Annotated in this window: 20 protein-coding genes; 9 read left to right on the forward strand and 11 right to left on the reverse strand. The window is 69.7% G+C overall.

The window, feature by feature from the left end; translation table 11 throughout:
* Nucleotides 1–277 precede the first annotated feature (277 nt).
* Genes HNV26_RS25655 through mdoH form a run of 3 tightly spaced genes read left to right on the forward strand, consistent with a single transcriptional unit; the run spans nucleotide 278 to nucleotide 4,433 of the window.
* On the forward strand, nucleotides 278–1,867 hold the full coding sequence (locus HNV26_RS25655; RefSeq protein WP_171443567.1) for an OpgD/OpgG family glucan biosynthesis protein: 1,590 nt from the start codon (nucleotides 278–280) through the stop codon (nucleotides 1,865–1,867).
* Nucleotides 1,855–2,358 (forward strand): hypothetical protein, encoded by a 504-nt coding sequence (locus HNV26_RS25660; RefSeq protein ID WP_171443566.1) that lies wholly within the window; start codon nucleotides 1,855–1,857, stop codon nucleotides 2,356–2,358. Before HNV26_RS25655 ends, HNV26_RS25660 begins: the two co-directional genes overlap by 13 nt.
* Before the next feature lie 41 nt (nucleotides 2,359–2,399).
* Complete coding sequence (gene mdoH, locus HNV26_RS25665) at nucleotides 2,400–4,433, forward strand: glucans biosynthesis glucosyltransferase MdoH (RefSeq protein ID WP_171443565.1); 2,034 nt, start codon at nucleotides 2,400–2,402, stop codon at nucleotides 4,431–4,433.
* A 12-nt stretch (nucleotides 4,434–4,445) separates the two neighbouring features.
* On the opposite strand, the gene HNV26_RS25670 is transcribed toward mdoH, so the two are convergent.
* Together HNV26_RS25670 and HNV26_RS25675 are read right to left on the reverse strand one after the other, a co-directional pair.
* Nucleotides 4,446–5,756, reverse strand: coding sequence for a M18 family aminopeptidase (locus HNV26_RS25670; protein ID WP_171443564.1), 1,311 nt, complete (start codon nucleotides 5,754–5,756; stop codon nucleotides 4,446–4,448).
* A gap of 56 nt (nucleotides 5,757–5,812) precedes the next feature.
* Entirely contained in the window at nucleotides 5,813–6,613 is an 801-nt protein-coding gene (locus HNV26_RS25675; RefSeq protein WP_171443563.1) for a hypothetical protein, read from the reverse strand.
* Between the two features lie 87 nt (nucleotides 6,614–6,700).
* On the opposite strand from HNV26_RS25675, the gene HNV26_RS25680 reads away from it, so the two are divergent.
* Nucleotides 6,701–7,426 carry a hypothetical protein gene (locus HNV26_RS25680; RefSeq protein WP_171443562.1) on the forward strand — a complete coding sequence of 242 codons (726 nt, stop codon included), beginning with the start codon at nucleotides 6,701–6,703 and terminating at the stop codon, nucleotides 7,424–7,426.
* A 172-nt stretch (nucleotides 7,427–7,598) separates the two neighbouring features.
* Here the strand turns inward: HNV26_RS25680 and HNV26_RS25685 are convergent, their stop codons facing one another.
* From HNV26_RS25685 to HNV26_RS25695, 3 genes are all read right to left on the reverse strand, one after another.
* Nucleotides 7,599–8,540, reverse strand: coding sequence for an acyl-CoA dehydrogenase family protein (locus HNV26_RS25685; RefSeq protein ID WP_171443561.1), 942 nt, complete (start codon nucleotides 8,538–8,540; stop codon nucleotides 7,599–7,601).
* 102 nt (nucleotides 8,541–8,642) lie between these two features.
* A complete protein-coding gene (locus HNV26_RS25690) occupies nucleotides 8,643–9,080 on the reverse strand; it encodes a hypothetical protein (protein WP_171443560.1) in 438 nt (145 codons plus the stop codon).
* Nucleotides 9,081–9,245: 165 nt separating this feature from the next.
* Complete coding sequence (locus HNV26_RS25695) at nucleotides 9,246–9,911, reverse strand: SET domain-containing protein (protein ID WP_171443559.1); 666 nt, start codon at nucleotides 9,909–9,911, stop codon at nucleotides 9,246–9,248.
* A gap of 95 nt (nucleotides 9,912–10,006) precedes the next feature.
* Between HNV26_RS25695 and HNV26_RS25700 the strand changes: the two genes are divergently transcribed.
* A complete protein-coding gene (locus tag HNV26_RS25700; RefSeq protein ID WP_140861753.1) occupies nucleotides 10,007–10,381 on the forward strand; it encodes a DUF423 domain-containing protein in 375 nt (124 codons plus the stop codon).
* 7 nt (nucleotides 10,382–10,388) lie between these two features.
* On the opposite strand, the gene HNV26_RS25705 is transcribed toward HNV26_RS25700, so the two are convergent.
* Together HNV26_RS25705 and HNV26_RS25710 are read right to left on the reverse strand one after the other, a co-directional pair.
* A complete protein-coding gene (locus HNV26_RS25705; RefSeq protein WP_171443558.1) occupies nucleotides 10,389–10,697 on the reverse strand; it encodes a hypothetical protein in 309 nt (102 codons plus the stop codon).
* Nucleotides 10,698–10,822: 125 nt separating this feature from the next.
* Entirely contained in the window at nucleotides 10,823–11,770 is a 948-nt protein-coding gene (locus tag HNV26_RS25710; RefSeq protein WP_171443557.1) for a 1-phosphofructokinase family hexose kinase, read from the reverse strand.
* A 231-nt stretch (nucleotides 11,771–12,001) separates the two neighbouring features.
* On the opposite strand from HNV26_RS25710, the gene mug reads away from it, so the two are divergent.
* Together mug and HNV26_RS25720 are read left to right on the forward strand one after the other, a co-directional pair.
* Nucleotides 12,002–12,502 (forward strand): G/U mismatch-specific DNA glycosylase, encoded by a 501-nt coding sequence (mug, locus tag HNV26_RS25715; RefSeq protein ID WP_171443570.1) that lies wholly within the window; start codon nucleotides 12,002–12,004, stop codon nucleotides 12,500–12,502.
* A 158-nt stretch (nucleotides 12,503–12,660) separates the two neighbouring features.
* Complete coding sequence (locus HNV26_RS25720; RefSeq protein ID WP_253817028.1) at nucleotides 12,661–13,221, forward strand: GAF domain-containing protein; 561 nt, start codon at nucleotides 12,661–12,663, stop codon at nucleotides 13,219–13,221.
* Nucleotides 13,222–13,243: 22 nt separating this feature from the next.
* Here the strand turns inward: HNV26_RS25720 and HNV26_RS25725 are convergent, their stop codons facing one another.
* Together HNV26_RS25725 and HNV26_RS25730 are read right to left on the reverse strand one after the other, a co-directional pair.
* Nucleotides 13,244–14,077 carry a 3'(2'),5'-bisphosphate nucleotidase CysQ family protein gene (locus tag HNV26_RS25725; RefSeq protein ID WP_171443555.1) on the reverse strand — a complete coding sequence of 278 codons (834 nt, stop codon included), beginning with the start codon at nucleotides 14,075–14,077 and terminating at the stop codon, nucleotides 13,244–13,246.
* 43 nt (nucleotides 14,078–14,120) lie between these two features.
* Nucleotides 14,121–16,781 carry a sensor histidine kinase gene (locus HNV26_RS25730; protein ID WP_171443554.1) on the reverse strand — a complete coding sequence of 887 codons (2,661 nt, stop codon included), beginning with the start codon at nucleotides 16,779–16,781 and terminating at the stop codon, nucleotides 14,121–14,123.
* Nucleotides 16,782–16,800: 19 nt separating this feature from the next.
* Here HNV26_RS25730 and HNV26_RS25735 point away from each other — a divergent pair, with 19 nt between their 5' ends.
* Nucleotides 16,801–17,295, forward strand: coding sequence for a GNAT family N-acetyltransferase (locus HNV26_RS25735; protein WP_171443553.1), 495 nt, complete (start codon nucleotides 16,801–16,803; stop codon nucleotides 17,293–17,295).
* Here HNV26_RS25735 and HNV26_RS25740 read toward each other — a convergent pair.
* Nucleotides 17,285–18,703 (reverse strand): cytochrome c family protein, encoded by a 1,419-nt coding sequence (locus HNV26_RS25740; protein WP_366816961.1) that lies wholly within the window; start codon nucleotides 18,701–18,703, stop codon nucleotides 17,285–17,287. The two genes, HNV26_RS25735 and HNV26_RS25740, sit on opposite strands and share 11 nt — an antisense overlap.
* Entirely contained in the window at nucleotides 18,628–20,574 is a 1,947-nt protein-coding gene (locus HNV26_RS25745) for a DUF8225 domain-containing protein (RefSeq protein WP_495525095.1), read from the reverse strand. The genes HNV26_RS25740 and HNV26_RS25745 overlap by 76 nt, the downstream gene beginning before the upstream one ends.
* Here HNV26_RS25745 and HNV26_RS25750 point away from each other — a divergent pair.
* Entirely contained in the window at nucleotides 20,467–21,927 is a 1,461-nt protein-coding gene (locus HNV26_RS25750; protein WP_171443552.1) for a serine hydrolase domain-containing protein, read from the forward strand. The genes HNV26_RS25745 and HNV26_RS25750 overlap by 108 nt on opposite strands.
* Nucleotides 21,928–21,991 lie beyond the last annotated feature (64 nt).

Genomic DNA, 21,991 nt, shown 5'->3' on the forward strand with positions numbered 1-21,991 from the left:
GCCCCTATCCTCCCCACCGCCCCCGACCGCAGGGCAGGGAACCGTCCACAAGAGGCATGCGCAGAGTGTGCTTTTCGTGACTTTCCAGCGACACACCGCTCCCAACCCGCTGAAATCCCAGCGTTTTCTTGACGGCGGATTCGGGCGTGCGGGGCTGGTACGCGGGTTGCTGAGGCACTGACGCGCCGCACCGCGAGTCCACGCGGAGCGTGCGGTCGGGCGAGGTCCGGGACACCGGAGCCGTTCGGCGAAACCTCTCCTTCGGAGGCGCTCGGACGTGACGTCGTTGCGGCAGAAAGCGTTGAAGCTGGGTGCGCCGTGGCTGTGTGCCGTGGCGGTGGCGTCGAGCGGCGCCGCCGTGGCGGCTCCGCCGGCCAAGGCCCAGACCGCGGCCACGAAGGGCACGACGGCCTTCTCCACGGAGACGGTGGTGGAGCGCGCGCGGGCGCTGGCGGCCAGGCCCTACCAGGCACCGCCGAAGTCCCTGCCGAAGGCGTACACGCAGCTCAATTACGACCAGTACCGCGACATCCGCTTCCGTCCGGAGCGCGCGCACTGGCGCGACGCGGGCCTGCCCTTCCAGGTGCAGTTCTTCCACCCGGGCTTCCTGTTCCAGTCCCCGGTGGTGATGAACGTCGTGGAGGCGGGCCGTTCGCAGCCGCTGCGCTTCTCCCAGGACCTCTTCAGCTACGGCAAGGTCGTCAACAAGGCGTCCCTGCCTCGCAGCGGCGTGGACGGCTTCGCGGGCCTGCGCTTCCACCACCCGCTCAACCGCCCGGACATCTTCGACGAGCTCGCGGTGTTCCAGGGCGCCAGCTACTTCCGCTCGCTGGGCCAGGGCAACCTCTACGGCCTCTCCGCGCGTGGCATCGCCATCGACACCGCGCAGCCGGCCCCCGAAGAGTTCCCGGAGTTTCGAGAGTTCTGGCTGGAGCGCCCGGCCTCCGGCGCGAACCAGGTGGTGGTGCACGCGCTGATGGACGGCCCGAGCATCACCGGGGCGTACCGCTTCACCATCACCCCCGGCCCGAACACGGTGATGGAGGTGCAGGCCACCCTCTTCTCGCGCCGCGCCATCGACAACCTGGGCGTGGCGCCGCTCACCAGCATGTACCTGTTCGGTGAGAACGACCGCGCGAAGTTCGACGACTTCCGGCCGGAGGTCCACGACTCGGACGGCCTGCTCGTCTGGACCCGGGACGGCGAGCAGCTGTGGCGCCCGCTGCAGAACCCGCGGCAGGTGCGCACCTCCAGCTTCCGCGCGGAGAACCCGCGCGCCTTCGGGCTGCTGCAGCGCGATACGGCCTTCCACAACTACGAGGACCTGGAGGCCCGCTACGAGCGCCGCCCCAGCGCGTGGGTGGAGCCCGTGGGCGAGTGGGGCTCCGGCGCCGTGCGGCTGGTGGAGATTCCCACGCCGGACGAGACGCACGACAACATCGTCGCCTTCTGGGTGCCGGACGCGCCGCTCACCCCGGGCACGCCGCTGCGCGTGGCCTACCGCCTGCACTGGGGCGCCAGGTTGCCCTGGGAGAACACCGGCGGCGTCGTCACCTCGACGCGCATCACCTCCGCCATCACCCCGGGCATGCCCGTGGGCGAAGGCGTCACGCCGGCCACGCGCCGGTTCATCCTCGACTTCTCTCGTACCGCCCACGCCGAGGACGGGCCGGTGGAAGCCGTCATCACCGCGGCCAAGGGCCAGGTGCTGCGCTCCACCATCCAGCGCCACGAACCTTCCGGGGGTTGGCGCACCACCTTCGAGCTGGAGCCCGAAGGCACCAGTGAACCCATCGAGCTGCGCGCGTTCCTGCGCCGTGGCTCGGAGACCCTCACCGAGACCTGGAGCTATCTATGGATTCCGTGACGACGCCGAACACCCGCCCGTCCGTGCCGACCGACTGGGTCCACCCGGAGACGTGCGTGGCGCTCGACGCCTTCTTCCGGGGCTTCGGCTTCGAAGCCGCCGAGGACCTGGCTGCGCTGGCCGCCTGGGCGCTGGAGGGCGTCACCGCGTCCAACGTGAAGCCGCAGGCGGCCGTGGCCCTGGCCCGCGCCCGCATGGAGACGTGGCTGACGCGCGTGCTGGACATGGACGCGGTGGGCGAGGGCCGGCTGCTGACCCGTGGCCGCGCCGCCTTCGTCCTCAGCGACGGCGCGCGCTTCGGCGCCTCCGTACTCACCCGGGACGCGGTGCCGCGCGAGCTGTACCGCGCCCTGCGGGCCGCGGTGCCGGTGCCGACGCCGGCGCAGGTTGCCACGCAGATGCCGGAGCAGCAGCTCGTGCTGTGGCCGCTGGGTGAGCGCCTGCGCCGCTGGCTGCGCGCCGGACAGCCGGACATGTCCGTCTCCCGCTGACGCGGCCTCCTGCTCCGGGAGATTCCTCGCGAGGTTCCGCCATGCACGCTCATTCGTTCTCACCGGAGAGCGCCGGCATCCGGCGCCTCTTCGTCCTGGGCCTTGCCGCCGTGTCCACCCTCGCGGGCACGTGGGAGATGCACCGCCTGCTGAGCGCGCGCGGCACCACCGTCCCCGAAGGCGTGCTGCTGGTGCTCTTCGCCCTGTGCTTCGGGTGGATTGCGCTGTCCTTCTGGACGGCGGTGGCGGGGTTCCTCCAGCTCGCCGTGAGCAAGCGGCTGCCCGGCCTGCGCTGGCCCACGGCGGAGGAGTCCGCCACGCGGCTCACCTCGCGCACGTCGGTGGTGATGCCGGTCCACAACGAGGACCCGGCCTCCGTCTTCGCCAACGTGCAGGCCACCTACGAGTCCGTGGAGGCCACCGGGCAGCTGGACGCCTTCGACTTCTACATCCTCAGCGACTCCACCCGCCCGGAGGCGTGGATCGCCGAGGAGCTCGCCTGGGCCGACCTGTGCTGCCGCGTGGGTGGCCAGGGACGCATCTTCTACCGGCGCCGCACGGACAACACCGGCAAGAAGGCCGGCAACCTCCAGGACTTCTGCGAGCGCTGGGGCCGGCACTATGACTTCACCATCGTGCTGGACGCCGACAGCCTGATGGACGGCCGCACGCTGGTGACGATGGCGCGGCTGATGGAGCTCAACCCGCGCGCGGGCATCCTCCAGGCGCCGCCGCTGAACGTGGGCCGCAGCACCCTCTTCGCCCGGCTGCAGCAGTTCGCCGGGCGCGTCTACGGCCCGGTGGTGGCCGCGGGCGCGGCGGCGTGGCAACTGGGCGAGTCCAACTACTGGGGCCACAACGCCATCATCCGCACGGAGGCCTTCATCCAGCACTGCGGCCTGCCGGTGCTCCCCGGCCAGCAGCCCTTCGGTGGCCACATCCTCAGCCACGACTTCGTGGAGGCCGCGCTGATGCGCCGCGCCGGCTACACCGTGTGGCTGGTGACGGAGCTGGGCGGCAGCTTCGAGCAGCCGCCCCCCAGCCTGCTGGACTACGCGCAGAGAGACCGCCGCTGGTGCCAGGGCAACCTCCAGCACCTGAGCCTGGTGGCCGCGGGCGGCCTGCACCCCATCAGCCGGGGCCACTTCCTGATGGGCGTGATGTCCTACGCGGCGTCCCCGCTGTGGCTGCTGTTCCTGATGTCCGGGCTGATCGCCGGCCTCTACGACGGGTGGCTGTCCTTCTCCAACCCGCACCTGCTGGAGGACCTGGGCCCGGAGGCGCTGGCGTTCGACACCACGGGCGCCGTGCGGCTGTTCTCCGTGTCCATGGCCATGCTGTTCGCCCCCAAGTGCTTCGGGCTGCTGCTGGCGCTGGCCAGCGCCCAGGACTCGGCGCTCATGGGCGGCAGGATTCGGCTGGTGCTGAGCGTGGTGCTGGAGAGCGTGCTGGCCACGCTGATGGCGCCGGTGATGATGCTGTTCCAGTCGCACTTCGTCTTCGGCACGTTGCTTGGCTACAAGGTGACGTGGTCCAGCCAGCAACGCGACGACGCCGACCTGCCCTGGGCCGAGGCGGCCCGGCGGCACGCCGTTCACACCACCGTGGGCGTGGTGCTGGCCGCGGTGGCGTTCTTCCTGTCGCCCGGGCTGCTGCTGTGGCTGTCGCCCGTCGTGGCCGGCCTGCTGCTGTCCATCCCCCTCTCCGTCTTCACGTCCCGCGCGTCGCTGGGCCTCTGGCTGGAGCGGCGCGGCCTGCTCGTCATCCCCGAGGAGACGGAGCCGCCGCGCGTGTTGGAGCGGGCGCAAGAGGTGGCCGAGGAGCACGCGCTGGAGCCGGTGAAGGACGCGGTGGACCACGTCATCTCCGATGCCAAGGCGCACGCGCTGCACCTGGCGCTGCTGGAGTCCCAGCCCTCGCCGGCCGCCGTGCCCATGGCCCTGGCCTCCGCGCGGCGCAAGCTGCTGGGTGACAACGTGGAGCCGCTGTCCCCGCCGGAGAAGACGGCGGTGCTGATGGACGCGCACACGCTGACGGAGGCCCGCGAGCGCCGGCTGACGCTCGCGGTCTCCTGAGCACCCGCGGGACTACGCGAAGAGGCGGCTGAGCACGGCCACCATCTGCGCCACGTCGGTGGCGCAGGCCATCTCCCGGATGGAGTGCATGGACAGCATGGGGTTGCCCACGTCCACCGTGCGGATGCCGAGCTGGCCCGCGGAGATGGGGCCAATGGTGCTGCCACAGCCCAAATCCGTGCGGGTGACGAAGTGCTGCGGCGTCACGCCGGCCTCTCGGCACAGCGCCGTGAAGAAGGCCCACGACTCGCCATCCGTGGCGTAGGACTGATTCACGTTCGACTTGATGACCGGGCCCGCGCCCATGTGCGGCTGGTGCTTGGGCTCGTGCAGGGACGGGTAGTTGGGATGGATGGCGTGCGCCATGTCCGCGCTCACCAGGAACGAGTGCGCGATGGCGCGGTGGAACGCGTCCGGCTTGCCGTCGGAGTGCGCCAGCGTCAGGCGCTCCAGCAGCGTGCGCAGGAAGGGTGACGCGGCGCCCTGCGCGCTGCGGCTGCCCACCTCTTCGTGGTCGAACAGGATGACGCCGCAGGTGGCCTCACGCGGCTCGCTGCTGGAGAGCAGCGCGGACAGGCTGGCGTGACAGCTGGCCAGGTTGTCCAGGCGCGGCGCGTGGAGGAACTCGCCGTGTGCGCCCGAGCGGATGGACGGCTGCAAGTCATAGAGGCACAAGTCGTAGCCGAGGATGTCCCCCGCCTGCGCCTTCACGCCGCCCTTGGCCAACTCCTCCAGCAGCAGCCCGTGCAGCTCGGTGGCGCCCGCGCGCTCCAGGCCCAGCACCGGCACCATGTGCTCCTGCGCGTTCAGCTTGAGCCCGTCCGAGTTCACCCCGCGGTTCAGGTGGATGGCCAGGTTGGGCACGCGCAAGAGCGGCCGGCGGAAGTCCACCAGGTGCCGCTGCGGGCGGCCCTCCACCATCACCATGACGCGGCCGGCGAGCGACAAGTCCCGGTCCGTCCAGGTGTGCAGCAACACCCCACCGTAGATTTCCACGCCGAGCTGCTGGTAGCCGTTCTTCGTCACCGCCGCGTTCGGCTTCACCCGCAGGTTGGGAGAGTCCGTGTGCGAGCCCACCAGCCGGAAGCCCGCCCGATCCACGGGCTGGGTGCCCAGGTGGAAGGCCGCGATGCTCGTGTCGCCGCGGGTGATGAACACGCGCGCGCCCGGCTCCAGCGTCCAGGGCTCGCGCTCGTCCAACTGGCGGTAGCCCGCCTGCGTCAGACGGCGGGCCGACTCGCGCACCGCGTGGTACGGCGTGGGCGAGGCGTCGATGTACTCGAGGAGGTCTCCAGCCAGGGCGTCGGTGTCGATGGGGCTCATAGGGCGCCCCAAGCTAACGCCGTCCGGCCCCGCCGCCACTCCCGAAAGTCACCGGCCTACCGGGCGGGCAGGCGTTTCGCCGGAGGCTGTGCGGGGAGAATGGTGGCCGCGGGCCGGGCCCCCGGGGCCGCGTCCAGGAAGGTGCCCAACAGGACCCAGCGGCGGGAGGTCTCCTCCTTCCCCTTCCGGGCCAGCAGCGGCGTCGTGTAGTGCCAGAAGGGCAGCCGGTACACGGTGATGCCGCCCACGGTGCTGACGGGGGTCATCTGCGTGAAGTGCCCGTCCTGGGCATAGATGAGGTACTGGTGGTCCACTCCGGGCAGCGTGAGGCTGACGTGCATGTCCACGTAGCCGTCCCGGGCCTCGGGCTCCTCCGGGTGGTGGTCGTTGTGCGGCCCGGAGTAGTCCCCCGGCCCGTAGCACAGCGCCTGGATGCCCCACTTGCGCCGCAGCGCCCGGCCCGTCACGGCGGCGGCGAACCCGGCGAAGGTGTCCGAGCGCAGCATGTCCGTGAGCCCCACGGACTCCGCCGCGCGCCACGAGCGGGAGCGGCGGCTCTCCAGCAGCGCCGTGCTCACCCGCACCGTCTTGGGCAGCAGCTCCATGTAGTTCATCGTCTGCCCGGAGATGGAGTCCGCTGGAATCGGGTCCTCCATGGGCACCATCGTCTCGCGCATCGCCGCGTCCAACGCATCGCGGCATGCAGCGGCACGGCGTGGGTCGATGACACCTTGCAGTGACACGAAGGGACGCGCCGGGTCGAGCAGCGCGCCCACCACGTCACGCTCCCTGCCGTCGAGGATGCGGCGCCCCCGGGGGGTCAGCCAGTCAGCGAACTCTTTGGGAAAGGCCTTCATTGCGGTGGAACATAGCGCCCCACGCAACCTTTACAGCTGTCTTGCGATAATCACCGACAAGCTGATTTTCCCGGAGCCCCCCAGGCCATGTCCCGCATCGACAGCCGCCCCCGCGTCATCTCGAACCCCACCACCGCGCCTGCGCGGGCCCAGCCGGCAGCTCAGCAGACGGCCAACGTCGCCCGTGCCACCGCCGTGGGTCACACGCAGGTGAACTCCTTCGAGGGCGCGGCCCGGGCCCGTCCGGCCGCGGCGGCCCAGCCGATTCCCGGTGCGTGGCGCGGCGGTCCGGACACCGAGGTGGGCAAGGCGGTGCAGTCCATCGTCTCGCGGCTCCAGTCGAACCCGGACGCGAACAACATCACCATCAAGGGTGACACCGCGGCCAGCCTGTTCAGCCGGGCCATCCTCGACAGCAAGCACGTGACGAACGAGCAGCTCATCGCCATGGCGAACGTGTCGCTGGACCAGCTCGCCAGCGACGAGAAGACGAAGGCGAAGGTCTACAAGAAGGTCCCGAACGTGCGCGACCTGCCGGTGCACAAGTTCACCGTGGCGATGATGTCCGCCGCGACGGGCATCGACCCGCAGAAGCTGTCCGAGGCCGTGCCGGACCTGGGCCTGACGGGCGCCCCCAACACGCCGCTGCTCTATGCGGCCAAGGGCGAGGGCATGCAGCGCTCCACCGCGCTGCACGACTTCACCGACTACCTGCGCGGCGCGGGCATCAAGGGCCTGAACAAGGCGGTGTGGGGCGTGGAGAACCGCGTCCTCTCCGCCATCGTCTCCGCCGTGGGCGGCGGCCGGTACTGAGCACCGCCACCGCGTCGCGGTGAGCACCGGGGCCGGGTCCTCCTGCGCGGAGGCCCGGCCCTTCGCTTTTCAGGCGCCCTGCCCCACGGCCTGGCTCGCGCGGCCAAGGCCGCATCGAAGCGCTCCGCCAGAGCCGTGTGAGCAATGCCCGGCAGCGAGCGCGTCCCAACCGTCAGCCGCTTCGCCCGGTTTCCTCTTGAATGCGCTGCCGGGCCGCCTCCAGCCGCTTCGCGCGCACCTTGCCAGCGACGCCCAGCAGCACGCGGTCCCGAGCCCAGCGCTCTCGTGTGATGGCATCCGTCGCGGCCCAGAGGGGTTCACACCGCTCCAGCACCGCGCGCTTGGTGAGCGCCAGCCCTCCGCCCAGGGCCACGTGCGTGGACGCCGCCGTCGGGTCCAACTCGGACAGGCCCCGCATCATCACCGCCAGGGCGGACAGCTCCTCGCGCACGTCGTCCGGCCAGCCGCTGCGGCGCCCGACCTGGAGCAGCCAGCCCAGCATCGCGAGCTGGACGTGGCAGTCCTCCACGGTGCGGAAGGGCTTGAGGTAGCGCGCGTAGCCGTCTCCGGGAAGCACGTCCTCCGAGGCGACCGCCACGTCCTCCAGGGACAGCTCCGCGTGGGGAACCTCGGGGATGAAGGGCAGCGCCGGGAGCGCGCTCAGCCGCACACCGGGCCGCTTCGCGTCCACCGCCACCATGCGCAGGCGGTTGCGGCCCTGGGCGTCCTGCCCCTCCGACGCCACCACCAGCAGCAGCTCCGCGCGCGTGCCCAGGGTGACGAACGTCTTGGCGCCTGACAGGCGCGGGCCCGCGCCGGTGTCCGTCAGCCGCGTCTCGATGGCATTGGGATGCGCGCCGCCCGGCTCCGTGGCACAGAGCGCGATGGTCCGCTCCGCCGGGAGCTCCGGAAACAGGCGCCGGTGCGCGGCGTGGTAGCCAGAAGCGAAGGCGAACCCCAACCGGTCGGCGAGGAAGCCCCCGGCCAGCGCCAGGTCCGCGGGCGAGGAGAATCGGGAGGACAGCCCCAGGTGCTGGCGCCACCAGTCGTCGACAGAATCGAGGACCTGGGGCTCGGCGGGTGCGGTGAGCAGGAAATGGAGGACGTCGTTCACGGGGGGAGTCTATTGGCGACCCTCGCCGGCGCGTCCACCCGTTCTTGCATGAAGGGTCGAGCAGCCACCGCTCCCTCCACCCCAGGACTTCGCAGGGTTGTATTACTGGCTCTGGGTATTCTGAACCACGCGGCAGCTGCGGCTACTGCACAGCAGGATGTAGCTGGCCTGCTGGTCACAGCCTCTCGCGCCAAACGTGTCACGATTCAGCCGCTGGGTTGATATCGCGTCCTGCTCACATTTCAGGTCGAAGGCCGCCTGACGAAGAATGAGCTCCTGGATGTCGACCCCATGAGGATCAGGGCAATACCCAAAGGCGTTGCAGCCAACCGCGTAGCGCCGAAGCTGCTGACAGCCTTCCGCATAGTACGCGCCCGACTCATTCGGAGCCCCTGCGTAATCATAGACAGGATTGACTGCCAGGTCTTTCTCCGGACAGGCCATGTCCTGCGCGGCCTTTCCTCGGATGGCACTCAGGGCGCCGCTCCCACATCCGGATGACATCAACGCTACAACGAAAGCGAGTACGACGGCCCGCATGCAATTGGCTCCGTTAATGCAACTCGGAAAATGTTTCGGCAGGGAACGCAAAAGACCACGAGTGCACCGTCACTGAGCAGCCCCTGACATCCCCAGCACCATCGCGGCACGCCCAGCCGGCACGGCGGCGCCCTCCTTGGGAGGGCACCGGAGCCTGCGCGCAGCTCAGCTCGCGCGCTTGCGGCTGGGCGACTTCGCCCGCCGCTGGGTGGACTTGCGGGTACCGGCGGATGACTTCTTCCCCGCCGCCTTCTTGGCCCCCGCGCCCTTCTTTCCCCGGGACTTCGACACAGACTTCTTTCTCGACGTCGACGGAGTCTTCGCCTTCTTGGCCGACGACTTCCGGGCCGGCGCCTTCTTCGCCGGGGCCAGGATGGTGCCCCGGCAATTGGGCGCGCCGCAGCGGCAGACGTAGAGCGCCTCGGCTTCGGGCCCCATGTCCTCGGTGCGCTCGTAGCCGTAGTCGTACACCAGCTCCTCACCGGGCTCGATGGAGGTGAGCGCGTAGATGTAGATGTGGCCCTTTTCGATGAGGGCTTCACAGTTGGGCGCGCACGAGTGGTTGATGTAGCGCGCCTCGTTGTGAATCGTCCCCGCGTCCAGCACCGTCCTCTTGTCCAGGTTGAACAGGAACGTGTGGTGCCGCGCCATCGATTCGTCGTCGTAGCGGACGTCCGCCTCCGCCTGCGTGATGCGCTCACCGAGGTACTCGATGATGCGCGTGCCCTTGCGGATGCGGCGGATGGCGAAGGCACCCTGGCCCTGGATGGAGGACGGGTGCAGCTCGAAGGGAAGCGGCTTCGTTGAAGGAATGAAGTTGGGTGAGGTCATTCTGTTGTGAGCGCCCCAGGTGTTGATGTCGGCCAGGACGCTCCGGCTGCGGCGGTGTAGCGTGCACCAGTCCGACTTCCGATGAAAGGCGAACGATGATGCGGTGGTGGCTCGTCCTGGGTGCCGTGAACGCTTTCCTCTCCGTCAGCGCGGGGGCCTTCGGCGCGCATGCCCTGAAGAGCCGGCTGCCCCAGGACCTCCAGGTCATCTTCGAGACGGGGGCGCGGTACCACATGTACCACGCGCTGGGCCTGCTGGCCGTGGGCCTGCTGGGGCACTTCCGCCCCTCGTCCCTCCTCAACGGCGCCGGCTGGGCGATGCTGGTGGGCATCGTCCTCTTCTCTGGCAGCCTCTACGCGCTCGCCCTCTCCGGCGTGCGCGTGCTGGGAGCCATCACGCCGCTGGGGGGCCTGGCCTTCCTCGCCGGCTGGCTCCTGTTCGCGGTGGCCGCCTGGCGCACCACGAACTGAGCCCGGCTCACTCCCTCCAGGACGGGGGGAGTGGGTAGTACCGGTCGAGGTCGTCGTGGTTGACGAAGCCGCACGCCTCCCGCTGCACCATGAAGCACCAGCGCTGGTGCTCGGCTTCCTTGCGCAGGGCCTGGTGGCGGGCAATCTGCGCGCGCCGGTCGGCGGTCCGGAGGGAGCGCAGTTGACGTTCGACCTCGGACAGCTCCCGCAGTGTCTCCTCCAGCTTCACTTCCAATTTCCGGAGCGAGGAGGCCTTCTCCGTCTGGAACTCGGCCTCTAGCGCCTGCAGTGCGTTCGAGCGGTCTTGGAAAGCCATGCCCGTCGTCTAACACCCAGGCCTTCCCGCCGCCCGAGCTTGCTCGTCACCGCGTCCGCGCCGAGCTCAGGAGCACCTGGGCACTCCGTTGGCCGGAGGCATCATGCGTCGCCTTCTCCGGGCGCCTACGGACGCGACACCGGCTCCACCTTCACCTGGGTGAAGAGCCGCTCCACGTCCGGCCGGTAGCACAGGTCCGTCCCCTGGGTGAGCAGCGCGGCCGTCCCGGAGGCGATACCCCAGCGCAGCGCGTCCTCCGTGGACTGGCCCCGCGCGAGCGCAAGTGTCATCCCCGCGACAAAGCTGTCCCCCGCCCCCACCGAGCTGTACGTCCGCACCGGGGGCGGCGTCGCCCGGAACTGGGCGGTGCGCGTCGTCACCAGCGCGCCGTCCGCGCCCATGGACACTGCCAGCACTTCGGCGCGGCCCTGGGCCACCAGCTCGCGCGCCGCGGCGGCCTGGGTGGAGAAGTCTTCCACCGACGCGCCGCTCAAGTCCCTCAGCTCGCGGCGGTTGGGCTTGGCCATGAACACGCCCTCTTCCAGCGCGGCCCGCAGCGGCGGACCGTTGGTGTCCACCACCACGCGCACGGCCAGGCGCTTCCCCAGCCGGGCCACACGGGCATAGAAGTCCTCCGGTACGCCGGGCGCCAGGCTGCCGCTGGCGACGATGAAGGCCGCGCCCACGGCCACGTCCTCCAGCGCGTCGAGGCAGCGAAGCCACTCGCGCTCGGACAGCGTGGGCCCCGGCAGGATGAAGCGGTACTCGCGCGCGCCCGTGCCTTCCGCCACCGTGAAGCTCTCTCGGGTGGCGTCCTGCAACGGCACGGAGCGGCGCAGCAGGCCCTTCTCCTCCAGGAGCTCCTCCAGCAGGCTCCCGGTGGCCCCGCCCCGCGTGTAGACGGCGATGGCCTCACCGCCCAACTCACGCACCACGCGCGCCACGTTGATGCCGCCCCCACCCGGGTCCCTGCGCACGGGGCCACAGCGCAGCTTGTGCTCCGGCGTGACTTCCGGCACGGACGTGGCCACGTCGATGGACGGGTTGAGCGTCAGGGTGACGATGTGCGGCATCGCGAAGGGCCTCCTGGGTTGCGTGGGCGCGAAAGGGCCGAGCCTGCCCCACCCCGCGCGCATTCGCCAGCCATCCGAGCGCCCAGACGGCTCCGTCCCACGGGCAACACCCCACCCCGTGCATGGGGCCCTGGGGGGTTGCCTTCCCAGGTAGGCTCGCGAAGATGCGCCCCCATGACACCGCTCCGTCGCCCCTCGCGAGATGAGCTGGACGCAGCCACCGGTCGCACCATGCCGGACGTCATCGCGCCCCGGCTGCGCGTGCTCTTCTGCGGCATCAACCCCAGCCTCTACTCCGCGGTGGTGGGCTATCACTTCGCGCGGCCCGGCAATCGCTTCTGGCCCACGCTGCATGCCGCGGGCATCACCCCGCACACCTTCCAACCCACGGAGCAGGAGGCCTTGCTCGCGCTGGGCTACGGCATCACCAACGTGGTGGACCGCGCCACCGCGACCGCGGACCTGCTGAACCCCGCCGAGCTGACCCGGGGCGCGAAGGCGCTGGAAGCCAAGGTGGCGCGCTACCAGCCCCGCTTCCTCGCGGTGCTGGGCGTGAGCGCCTACCGCATCGCCTTTGGCCGGCCCAAGGCCGCGCTGGGCACACAACCGGAGCGCCTGGGGGACACGCGCTTGTGGGTGCTCCCCAATCCCAGCGGGCTCAACGCGCACTACCAGCTCGACGCGCTGGGCCGCCTTTTCGCCGAGCTGCGACGCGCCGTGGAGCAGGGCTGACGACTCCTGGTACGAGTTCGCGGTGCCTCGCGCACCGTGCCTTGACCCACGGGTGCTCCCGCATGCAACGCTGCCCGTCAGGTTCCCCCGGACCTGCATCGCAACAGGCGCCCCCACCTGGAGCAGACCCCATGGCCTCGAAGGCATTCGCAGCAATCATGAACGTATCGCAGCTACTCCTGGAGCGCGGCTTTGAGACCGCGACAGTCTCGGAGGCACTGGGCCAGGTAGGCGTCGCGCTCGACGTCGACCGCGTCTACATCTTCGAGAACGCCACCAGCCCCACGGGCGAGCTGCTGTGCAACCAGCGCTACGAGTGGACCGCGGCCGCGGCCTCCGCGCAGTTGGACAACCCCGAGCTCCAGAACGTCCCCTACGCGGAGGTCATGCCCTCCTGGGTCGCGCCGCTGTCGTCGGGCAAGGCCGTCCAGGGACCGCCCCGTTCCTTCCCGTCGCCCGCGCGGGAGCTGCTGGAGGGCCAGGACATCCGGTCGCTGCTGGTCTGCCCCATCATCGTGGGCGGCGAGTGGTGGGGCTTCGTGGGCTTCGACGACTGCCGGACGGAGCGCAAGTGGCCGCCGACGGAGGTCTCCGTGCTCCAGGCCCTGTCCAACGCGCTCGCGGGCTCGCTCCGCCATGCGCGGCTGCGCAACATGCTCTCCGGTGTGCAGTCCCAGCTGCGCACCATCATCAAGCGCTGCGAGACGACGGCGTCCTGACGCGAGCGGCGTCCGCGAGGCCTCAGCGAAGAATGCCGGCCTCGCGGGCGAACCCGGCCACTACGGGCGCCACGCGCTCGAAGGCGGCGGCGTTGCAGGCCAGCAGGCCGCGGCGGTTCTGGAGCTCCGAACCGTCATAGGCGTACGGCGTCCCGCCCAGGTCCGTGAGGATGCCGCCCGCCGCGCGCAGCACCGCTTCGGGCGCGCAGTTGTCCCAGCGATAGCTCTTGTCGCTGACGTGCAGGTAGAGGTCGCAGGCGGCCTCCGCCAGCAGGCCGCACTTGAGGCCCACGGAGCCACACGCCTGCTCGTGCGTGATGCCCAGCCGCCGGGCCACCGCGTCCGTCAGGCGCGAGCGGTGTGAGCGGGACACCACCAGCCGCAACGCGGACGGCTCCGCCGTGTCCGACACCCGCAGGGCGCGGCGCCCCCTCGCGTCCTCCACGAAGCCGCCCTGCCCCACCACGCCCCAGTACAGCGTGTCTCCAACGGGCCGGTACACGACGCCCAGCGTGGCCTTCCCCGCGATGGAGAGCCCGATATGGATGGCGAACTCGCCGTTGCGGTTGACGAACTCCTGCGTGCCGTCCATGGGGTCCACGAACCAGCAGCGCTCGAAGCGGCTCGCGCCGGAGGTGTTGTCGGACTCCTCGGCCACGACACCGTCGGAAGGAAATGCGTCGCGCAGCGCTTCCACGATGAAGGCGTTGGCGCGCTCGTCGGCCTCGGTGACGGGCCCCATGCCGCCCGCCTTGTCATGGACGGCGAAGGGCGTGGCGTAGACCTCCAGGAGGATGGCTCCCGCCTGGCGGGCTACACGGCGGGCGATGTCGAGTTCGGCGTCGAGCGTAGGCATGCAGGGGCCGAAGTCTGCCCCTCCCTCCTCCTCCAGTCACGGGTCAGCGCGCCTCCGGGGGCAGGTCGACGACGAAGGTGGCGCCCTTCCCCGGCTGGCTTTCGACGCGAATCGTCCCGCCGTGCGCCTCCACGAGCCGCCGCGTGATGAAGAGCCCCAGCCCCAGACCTCCGTAGTTGCGGGACGCGGCGCGCTCGAAGCGATCGAAGATGCGCGGCTGCGCCTCCAGGGGAATGCCCACGCCATGGTCCTGGATGCGGATGCGGGCCCCCTCCCCGACCCGTGACACCTCCATGCGGATGGGCTCGCCGGCGCCGTACTTCATCGCGTTGGTCAGCAGGTTGATCATCACCTGCTCCATCCGGAGCCGGTCCCATCGCCCCAGGACGGGCGTGGGCGCCACCAGTTCGAACACGCACCCCGCCCGGCCCATCTGTCCCCGCAGGTGGCCCGTGACGTCCCGGGCCACCGCCACCAGGTCCATGTCCTCGCGCCGCAGGTCCACGTGGCGCTCGTTGACGCGCGACACGTCCAGCAGGTGCTCCACCAGGTGCGACAGACGCCGGAGCTGGTCCCCGAAGACATCCAGCAGGGCGGCCACCTTCTCCACGGGAAGCTGGCCGTCCTCCTGCCGGGACAGGGTCCGCGTCAGTTGCTGCACACGCAGCTTCATGGAGGTGACGGGCGTCTTCAGCTCATGCGAAGCAATCGACAGGAACTCGTCGCGAGCGCGGATGGACTCCTGGGCCTTGCGATAGAGCTCGGCGTTCTCGATGGCGAAGGCTGCGCGCTGCCCCAGCTCCTCGGCCAGTGAGCGCTCGCGTGGACCATACGGACGCCCCGGATGCGCCGCGACGACGGACAGCACGCCCAGGATGGGGCCGCGCGCCCGCAGCGGGACATTCAGTGATGCCCGAGCGCTCAGCGCCCTCACCGCGCCCCACCGTTCGTCTTGGAGCCCATCCGGGTCCAGCAGGCCCGTGGCATCCGGGGACGACTCCGAATGTCCCGTCTCCAACACCCCATAGGGACCATCCCGCGGTCCGGAGACGGGGGAATGGGCCTGGAGGAACTCGCGGACGGTGCGGCCCCCTTCGGGCGAACTGGCGGCGACGGCCACGGGGCGCAGCGCCGCGTCCTTGTCCAGCAGGGAGACGACACACAGCGCCCCCAGGGTGGGGACGGACAGCTCCGCCACGCGCTGGAGCGTGGTCTCCGAGTCGAGCGACGTCACCAGCGCCTGGCTGGCCTCCGACAGGAAGCGCTGCCCCAGCTCCATCTGCTTGAGCTCGGTGACGTCGGTGGAGATGCCGCACAGCGCATAGAGCGTGCCCGACGAATCGATGAGCGGGAACTTCTGCGTGAGGTGGGTGTGGACGCCGTCTTCCAGGGGGATGCACTCCTCCCGCTGGACGAGCTCCCCGGTGGTGAAGACGGCCTGATTCGTCTCACGGAAGCGCGCCGCCTGCGGCCCGGGGAAGATGTCCGACGTGGACTTTCCAGCGACCTCCTGCAGCGTGCGGTGGAAGAGCCGCTCCCACTCGCGGTTCACGAAGATGTAGCGCTCCTGCCGGTCGATGATGAAGAACACGGCGTTGGCGTTGTCCAGGATGGCGCGCAGCCGCTTCTCGCTCTCGGCGAGCGCGTCCTCGGCGCGCTTGCGCTCCGTCACGTCGGTCAGCACCGCCAGCGACCGAACCATCCGGCCCGACGCGTCCCGCTCCGAGATGGCGGAGAGGAGGACGTCGAGCACCTCGCCGTTCTTCTTTAGAATCTGGTACGGCACGTCCTTGCAGACGCCCGTCTTGAAGAACTCGGGCAGGACGTGCTCGGTCGCATACCGGCGAGACTCCGGCGTGAAGAAGTCCACGGAGCGACGTCCCAGGACCTCCTCGCGCGAATAGCCCAGGGTGCGCAGCCAGAACTCGCTGACGCTGACCAGCCGGCCCTCCGCGTCGATGGAGTGCATCATCGCGGGCGTGTACCTGTAGAGGCTCCGGAACTTCTCCTCCTCCGCGCGAAGCGCTGCCTCCGTCTGCTTGATGGCGGTGATGTCCCGGAACACGGACGCCGCGCCATAGACGTCCCCCGCCGCGTCGGTGAGCACGCGCGCGCCCGCCTGCAGCCAGAGGCCCATGGGGTGACGGGCGTTTCGTACGTAGACCTCCGCCTGGTCCACCGCCTCGCCATGCAGCAGGGCACGGCTGAGCGGCAGCGTCTCGACGGGATAGGGCGTCACGGTGTCGGGGAGGTAGAGCCCGAAGTACTTCGACCACTGGGACATCGGCATCTCCGGCGGAGGCAGCGCGCCGAAGAACTGCTGGGCCATGGGGTTGAGGAGGACGAACCGGCCGTGCCGGTCGACCACCGACACGCCATCTCCCATGTTGAGGAAGATCGCCTCCAGGATGCCCAGCGGGATGCCACCCTCGCCGTCCCCGAAGGCGTGTCCGCCGGGACGCGTGCCATCGTCCCGGGCGAGCGGAGCCGACATCCCGGTGCTGTCATCCAGGTGGTCCATGGGAGGGGCGAGTCCAGCGCAAGGAGGCAACGAGGCGCCCTCCCCGTTGGCGTGCCTCCCGTCCACCAACGACTCCTGGACGCCCTTCCTCGTCAACAATGTTGTCTCGTGGCCACGTCGCCAAGCCGCGCGCTCCAATGAGACCAGCGCTCGATGAAGAAGCCCGTTATAGGAGGGGGCCATTCCCTCCCTTGGAGCCTCCATGCCCGTTACCCTCCGTCCCGCCAAGCCCTCGGATGAGCCCGCCCTGGGGCGCATGGGCGCGGCGCTCGCCCGGAAACACCACGCCTTCGACGCCGCGCGCTTCATGCTCCCAGACGACGTGGAGTCGGGCTTCCGCAAGTGGCTGGGCGACGAGGCCACGAAGCCCGACGCGGTCGTCCTGGTGGCGGAGCTGGACGGCGAGGTCGTGGGCTACGCCTACGGCCGCGTGGAAGGCATGAACTGGAATGCCCTGCTGGACCGCAGCGGCGGCTTCCATGACATCTGGGTGGACGAGAAGGCCCGTGGCGCGGGCGTGGGCGTCCTGCTCGCGGAGGAGATGATGAAGCGCCTGACGGCCCTGGGGGTGCCGCGCGTCGTCCTCTACACCGCCGCGCAGAACACGACCGCGCAGCGCATGTTCGCGAAGCTGGGGTGGCGCCCCACCATGGTGGAGATGACGCGCGAGGCGCCCCCTCGTGACGCTATTGAATGATTCGCCGCATCGTCGGGGGATGAGCCACCGCGGCCTTCTGGCTCGGCGTCAGGCGCATGGACTTCATCGACGGTGCCTGGGACGGTGGCAGGCCCTGCGCCAGTCCGAAGACGAAGCTGAAATCCGACGCGATGCCCGTCTTGCCAGCGAGCGTCGCGTTCCGGTGACAGACGATGCAGTTGCTCGCCTGGGGCCCCTGGCCGAAGTCCGCGGTCCGCTGGATATAGGTCTCCGTGGTCGTGTTGGCGATGGCCACTGAACCGGAGGGCGTGGGCGCGGCGAAGGGCAGCGGCGCCTTCACGGGCTTCGTCGGGCTGGGGCTGGGATTGGTGGACCAGAGCACGTTCACCAGCACGTAGTGCTTCCACACCGAGTCCGGGAAGTGCGCCGCGATGTTCTGCTGGACCCGTTGATTCACCCGCTGCGCCATCGGGTCGATGGGCGTCAGCCGCGTCACCTGGATGGGCACGGGCCCCGGGCAGCCACCGCCAATGTGGTACGGCGGCGGCACGTTGGGCTCGCACCCCACCGTCACCTCCGTGGACGTCCCATCCGCCGCGCAGTTGGCGGGCACCGTCAGCGTGCGCGGCGAGCAGGCGGCATCGAAGAAGTTCCACGCGCCCGTCCCCGCGTCGGTGCCCTGGTCCGGCGCATTCGCCTCGTGTTCGAACGTGGCCCAGATGATGGACGGTTGGGACTGGGTGGCATGGATGATGTGCAGCCCCACCAGCGCCACGGTCGCCGTCCGGCACCGCTGCGTCGACGGGTCCACCACCACGGCGGGCGACAGCTTGTACGTGTTCCAGCGCGCGTCGGAGGGATTGGCCACTTCCATCCACGCCGCCTTCAGCTCGATGGCGCCCACCGAGCCGGGCGCTGGCTGGTATGCGCCTTGTGGCAACACCACGGGCACGCCTGAATCCACCAGGGCCAGCTGGTTCGCCGCGTTGTAGAGACCCGCGTCGACGATGTAGTCGTATTCGGGCTGGTTGACCTTCACGTCGTACCAGACGTTGGTGTCTCCGGGCGCCCCCAGCCACGCGGGCGAGCCGTCGAAAGGGAACGCCTGGTTCGCGCTCCCCGGGAAGTAGTTCTCCGCGAACTTCGACGCGACCATCAGCGGCAGGCGTTCCCGGGCTTGCGCCACGGAGAGCCCCGCTTCCGCCAGACATGCATCCGTGATGCGTGCCTGCGTGCCCCAGGCGGGAGGCGCGCCCCCGTCCGGCAGGAAGAGCTGGCAGGTGCTCATGTACGTCTGCCACTGCACGGGCTCCAGGTCCCCGGGGGTGCCAAAGCCAGCCGTCCCCCCGTCCATGCCTGACTCGGGCCAGTTCAACGCGATGAACTGCTGCCAGGCGAAGCAGTTCGCGTCTTCCTGGCCCACCACCTGGCTGAAGTCCGGAGGCACCTCCGGGCCGAGCTCCAGAATCTGCTGGCTCCCACAGTTGAACCGCGGTGGAGCGCCGGCGGGGGCCGCACGGGCGGGAGCCGGAGCCCCCGTCTCCGGCTGGGCAACGGTCCCCCCCAGAGGCGCTTCCCGGGAGGCCCTGTCCCTGGCACAGCCAGCGGCAAGCAACAGCGACGCCAACGCGACGCCAACGCGATTCTGGAGCACGGGCATGGGCACGCTCGGGGGGGCCTACCGGGACGTGACGTGCAGCGCTGCGGGGAACGGCGTCGGTGTCTTCGCCTGCCCCGCACCGGTGACGAACACACCCCGTGGGCCCGGCGCGCGTCCGCCTGCACGGAGACCAGGATGCGGAGGGCCGCCACCCGCCCGGGATAGGTGTTCCCGGGCACCGCGTAGTCCACCGACTTCATGTCCTGCACCTGGACGGTGATGCCGCCCCCATCGAAGGTCACGGTCGGCAGCGCGGAGACGTCCGGCAGCAGCGCGGTCAGCACCATGGGGACATTCGTGTCACCGGCCCTCACCGTCGGGGCAATCAGGGTGCTGTTGCTGGCCAGGTTCATGGGCACGCCCATGAAATTGGGCACGTGAGTACCGACCAGGGCGCTGAACACGCTGGAATGGAAGAGCTGTAGCGGCTGCGCCAGCTCCGTGGACGGCACGCCCACACAGTTCTGTACCGGCGCGCGGGATGGCTGCGCCAGCCCCATGCCGGTGATTTGCATGAGGAAGGTCTGCGCCACCTGCCCGGCCCAGCGGATCTTCTGGCCGTTGATGGTGATGTCGGAGACGGTGTAGCGCTTGTTCGGCGGTACCCGGAAGGTGGCGTGCAGGATGTAGTTGCCCGGCATGGGCCTGCCATCCGGGTCCGTCGGCGACGAGGTGCCTCGGACGATGGTCCAGAACTCCGCCGCGTTCGTCTGGTCCCGCGTCTGGTAGCCAGAGAAGTCTGGCATCTGGATGTAGAGCCCGGGCGGATTGGCCAGGGTGGCCTTGTTCGACGGCCGCTGCGGATTGGGCGGCGCGACGAGCTGATTCACGGACAGCCCGATGTGCGGGTCGCTGTTGCGGGCGGGCTGGCCATACTGCGCGCAGCAGATGAGCGTCTGCGGATTGGAGTTGCCCACGGGACGCGGCACGGTCGCGGCCGACGCGAGCCCGATTTCCGTCTGGAGGGTGTTGGGCGTGCTCGTCAGGTGCATGGCGCCACCCTGGCTCGCCGTGGACACCGGCCCGCTGTTCCACCGGTTGAGCGGGTTGTACGCGGGGCGCCCCGTGGACGGGGCCATCAGATACAGGTCCTCCAGCGCGATCTGCCGCTTGCCCAGGGTGGAGCGATACAGCTCCAGCACCTTGTTCGGGTCCACCGCCCACAGCGTGTTCCAGTACTCCGGATTCTCACACGTGAAGTCGATGCGGAGGATGTTGCCCTGGCTGTCGCGCTCGACGCTCCACTCGCAATACTCGTCCTGCCAGCCCCGGGGGCCGAAGGGGCCGTAGTGGCTCACGTCCCCGGTACAGGGATTGGTGATTTGCGGCAGGTCCGAGAATGGCGTTCCATCCTTCGTCCGGCCCGTGTCCGCCAGGGCCAGCAGGTCCTCCTCCGGCAGCACCAGTCCCTTGGCATTCGTCCCACCCTGCCCGCCGAAGTAGAAACCCAGACGGCCGGGGAACGCATTCCACTGGATGGCGGCGTAGCTCCCCTGCGCCGTGTCCGTCTGCGCGGGGTTGAAATACCAGGTAATGAAGGGGAGATCTGTATGAGATGGCTGAGCGCGCGCCTCATGGGCGCATTGGTGGCATGGGTGCTGGTGGCGCCGGTGGCGGAGGCGGCGAACCGGAAGCAGGAGGTCGACCGGTACATCCATGGGTTCCACCAGAAGGGCCTGTTCAACGGAGCGGCGCTCGTGGCCCATGAGGGAGGCATCCTCCTCAAGAAGGGCTACGGCTCCGCGAACCTCGAGTGGAAGGCGCCCAACGCGCCGGACACGAAGTTCCGCATCGGCTCCATCACCAAGTCCTTCACGGCGACCGTCATCCTGCAGCTCGTCGCCGAGGGAAAGCTCCAGCTCGATGACCCCATCACGAAGCACCTGCCGGACTACCGGGGTGACACCGGTGGGCGCGTCACCATCACCCACCTGCTGAACCACACCTCCGGCATCCCCAGCTACACGTCGGCTCCCCATTTCCGGGCCGACTCGGTCAACCCCTATGGCGTCGCGGAGTTCGTGAAGAAGTCCTGCAGTGGCGACCTGGAGTTCGAGCCCGGCACGAAGTACGCATACAACAACTGCGGCTACTACCTGCTGGGCGCCCTCATCGAGAAGCTCACCGGCCAGACGTATGCGCAGGCCGTGCAGGCGCGCATCTTCGGCCCCCTGGGCATGAAGGACTCCGGCTATGACGTCACCGCCACGGTGCTGCCCAAGCGCGCCAGCGGCTACACGCCCAGGCCGGGCGGGTACGTCAACGCGCCCTACATCGACATGGGCCAGCCCTACGCCGCCGGCTCGCTGTACTCGACGGTGGAGGACCTGTACCGCTGGGACCGGGCCTTCTACGGCGACACGCTGATGCCCGCCGAGCTCAAGCAGAAGATGCTCACCCCGGGCCTTCAGCACTACGGCTTCGGCTGGGCCATTGCCCCCGTGCAGTTGCATGACGGCAAGACGAAGCTCCCAGGCATCTTCCACAGCGGCGGCATCAACGGCTTCTCATCCCTGCTGGTCCGCGTGCCCGAGCGCAAGGAGGTCGTCATCCTCCTCGACAACGCGACCCACGGCGACCTCCAGGAGATCGCAAGCGGCGTGCTGAGCATCCTCCATGGCATCGCCCCCCGGCAGGCCCGGATGACCATCGGCACCGTGATGATGGAGTCTCTCGGCAAGGGCTCCACCGCCGAGGCCATCGCCAACTACCGCGCGCTGAAGAAGACGAAAGAAGCCCAGTACGACTTCAGCGAGTCGCAGTTGAACACGGTGGGCTACCACCTCTTGCGCGGCGGGCGCGTGGCGGATGCCATCGAGGTGTTCAAGCTCAACGTGGAGACGTTCCCCAAGGGCGCCAACTGCTACGACAGCCTCGGCGAGGCCTACGCCGCCCACGGTGACAAGGAACAGGCCGTCACGAACTACCGCAAGTCCCTGGAGCTGGACCCCAAGAACGAGAACGCGGTGAAGATGCTCAAGGAGCTCGAGCAGCCCGCCGCGACGCGGTAGGCCGCGAGCCTTCCGAAGAAAGCACCGCGCCGGGTGCCGCCGCGTGGGCGGCACCCGGAAGCAC

The organism is Myxococcus xanthus, assembly GCF_013116825.1.
Classification (GTDB): Bacteria; Myxococcota; Myxococcia; order Myxococcales; family Myxococcaceae; genus Myxococcus; species Myxococcus xanthus_B.

Bases quoted from the DNA above. Each gene is read 5' to 3' on its own strand.
- HNV26_RS25750 (WP_171443552.1), top strand. From the start codon at position 20,467: ATGAGATGGCTGAGCGCGCGCCTCATGGGCGCATTGGTGGCATGGGTG.
- mug (WP_171443570.1), top strand. From the start codon at position 12,002: ATGCCGGACGTCATCGCGCCCCGGCTGCGCGTGCTCTTCTGCGGCATC.
- HNV26_RS25660 (WP_171443566.1), top strand. From the start codon at position 1,855: ATGGATTCCGTGACGACGCCGAACACCCGCCCGTCCGTGCCGACCGAC.
- HNV26_RS25675 (WP_171443563.1), bottom strand. From the start codon at position 6,613: ATGAAGGCCTTTCCCAAAGAGTTCGCTGACTGGCTGACCCCCCGGGGG.
- HNV26_RS25695 (WP_171443559.1), bottom strand. From the start codon at position 9,911: ATGACCTCACCCAACTTCATTCCTTCAACGAAGCCGCTTCCCTTCGAG.
- HNV26_RS25700 (WP_140861753.1), top strand. From the start codon at position 10,007: ATGATGCGGTGGTGGCTCGTCCTGGGTGCCGTGAACGCTTTCCTCTCC.
- HNV26_RS25730 (WP_171443554.1), bottom strand. From the start codon at position 16,781: ATGGCCCCCTCCTATAACGGGCTTCTTCATCGAGCGCTGGTCTCATTG.
- HNV26_RS25680 (WP_171443562.1), top strand. From the start codon at position 6,701: ATGTCCCGCATCGACAGCCGCCCCCGCGTCATCTCGAACCCCACCACC.
- HNV26_RS25725 (WP_171443555.1), bottom strand. From the start codon at position 14,077: ATGCCTACGCTCGACGCCGAACTCGACATCGCCCGCCGTGTAGCCCGC.
- HNV26_RS25705 (WP_171443558.1), bottom strand. From the start codon at position 10,697: ATGGCTTTCCAAGACCGCTCGAACGCACTGCAGGCGCTAGAGGCCGAG.
- HNV26_RS25745 (WP_495525095.1), bottom strand. From the start codon at position 20,574: ATGGATGTACCGGTCGACCTCCTGCTTCCGGTTCGCCGCCTCCGCCAC.
- HNV26_RS25735 (WP_171443553.1), top strand. From the start codon at position 16,801: ATGCCCGTTACCCTCCGTCCCGCCAAGCCCTCGGATGAGCCCGCCCTG.
- HNV26_RS25710 (WP_171443557.1), bottom strand. From the start codon at position 11,770: ATGCCGCACATCGTCACCCTGACGCTCAACCCGTCCATCGACGTGGCC.
- mdoH (WP_171443565.1), top strand. From the start codon at position 2,400: ATGCACGCTCATTCGTTCTCACCGGAGAGCGCCGGCATCCGGCGCCTC.
- HNV26_RS25690 (WP_171443560.1), bottom strand. From the start codon at position 9,080: ATGCGGGCCGTCGTACTCGCTTTCGTTGTAGCGTTGATGTCATCCGGA.
- HNV26_RS25670 (WP_171443564.1), bottom strand. From the start codon at position 5,756: ATGAGCCCCATCGACACCGACGCCCTGGCTGGAGACCTCCTCGAGTAC.
- HNV26_RS25720 (WP_253817028.1), top strand. From the start codon at position 12,661: ATGAACGTATCGCAGCTACTCCTGGAGCGCGGCTTTGAGACCGCGACA.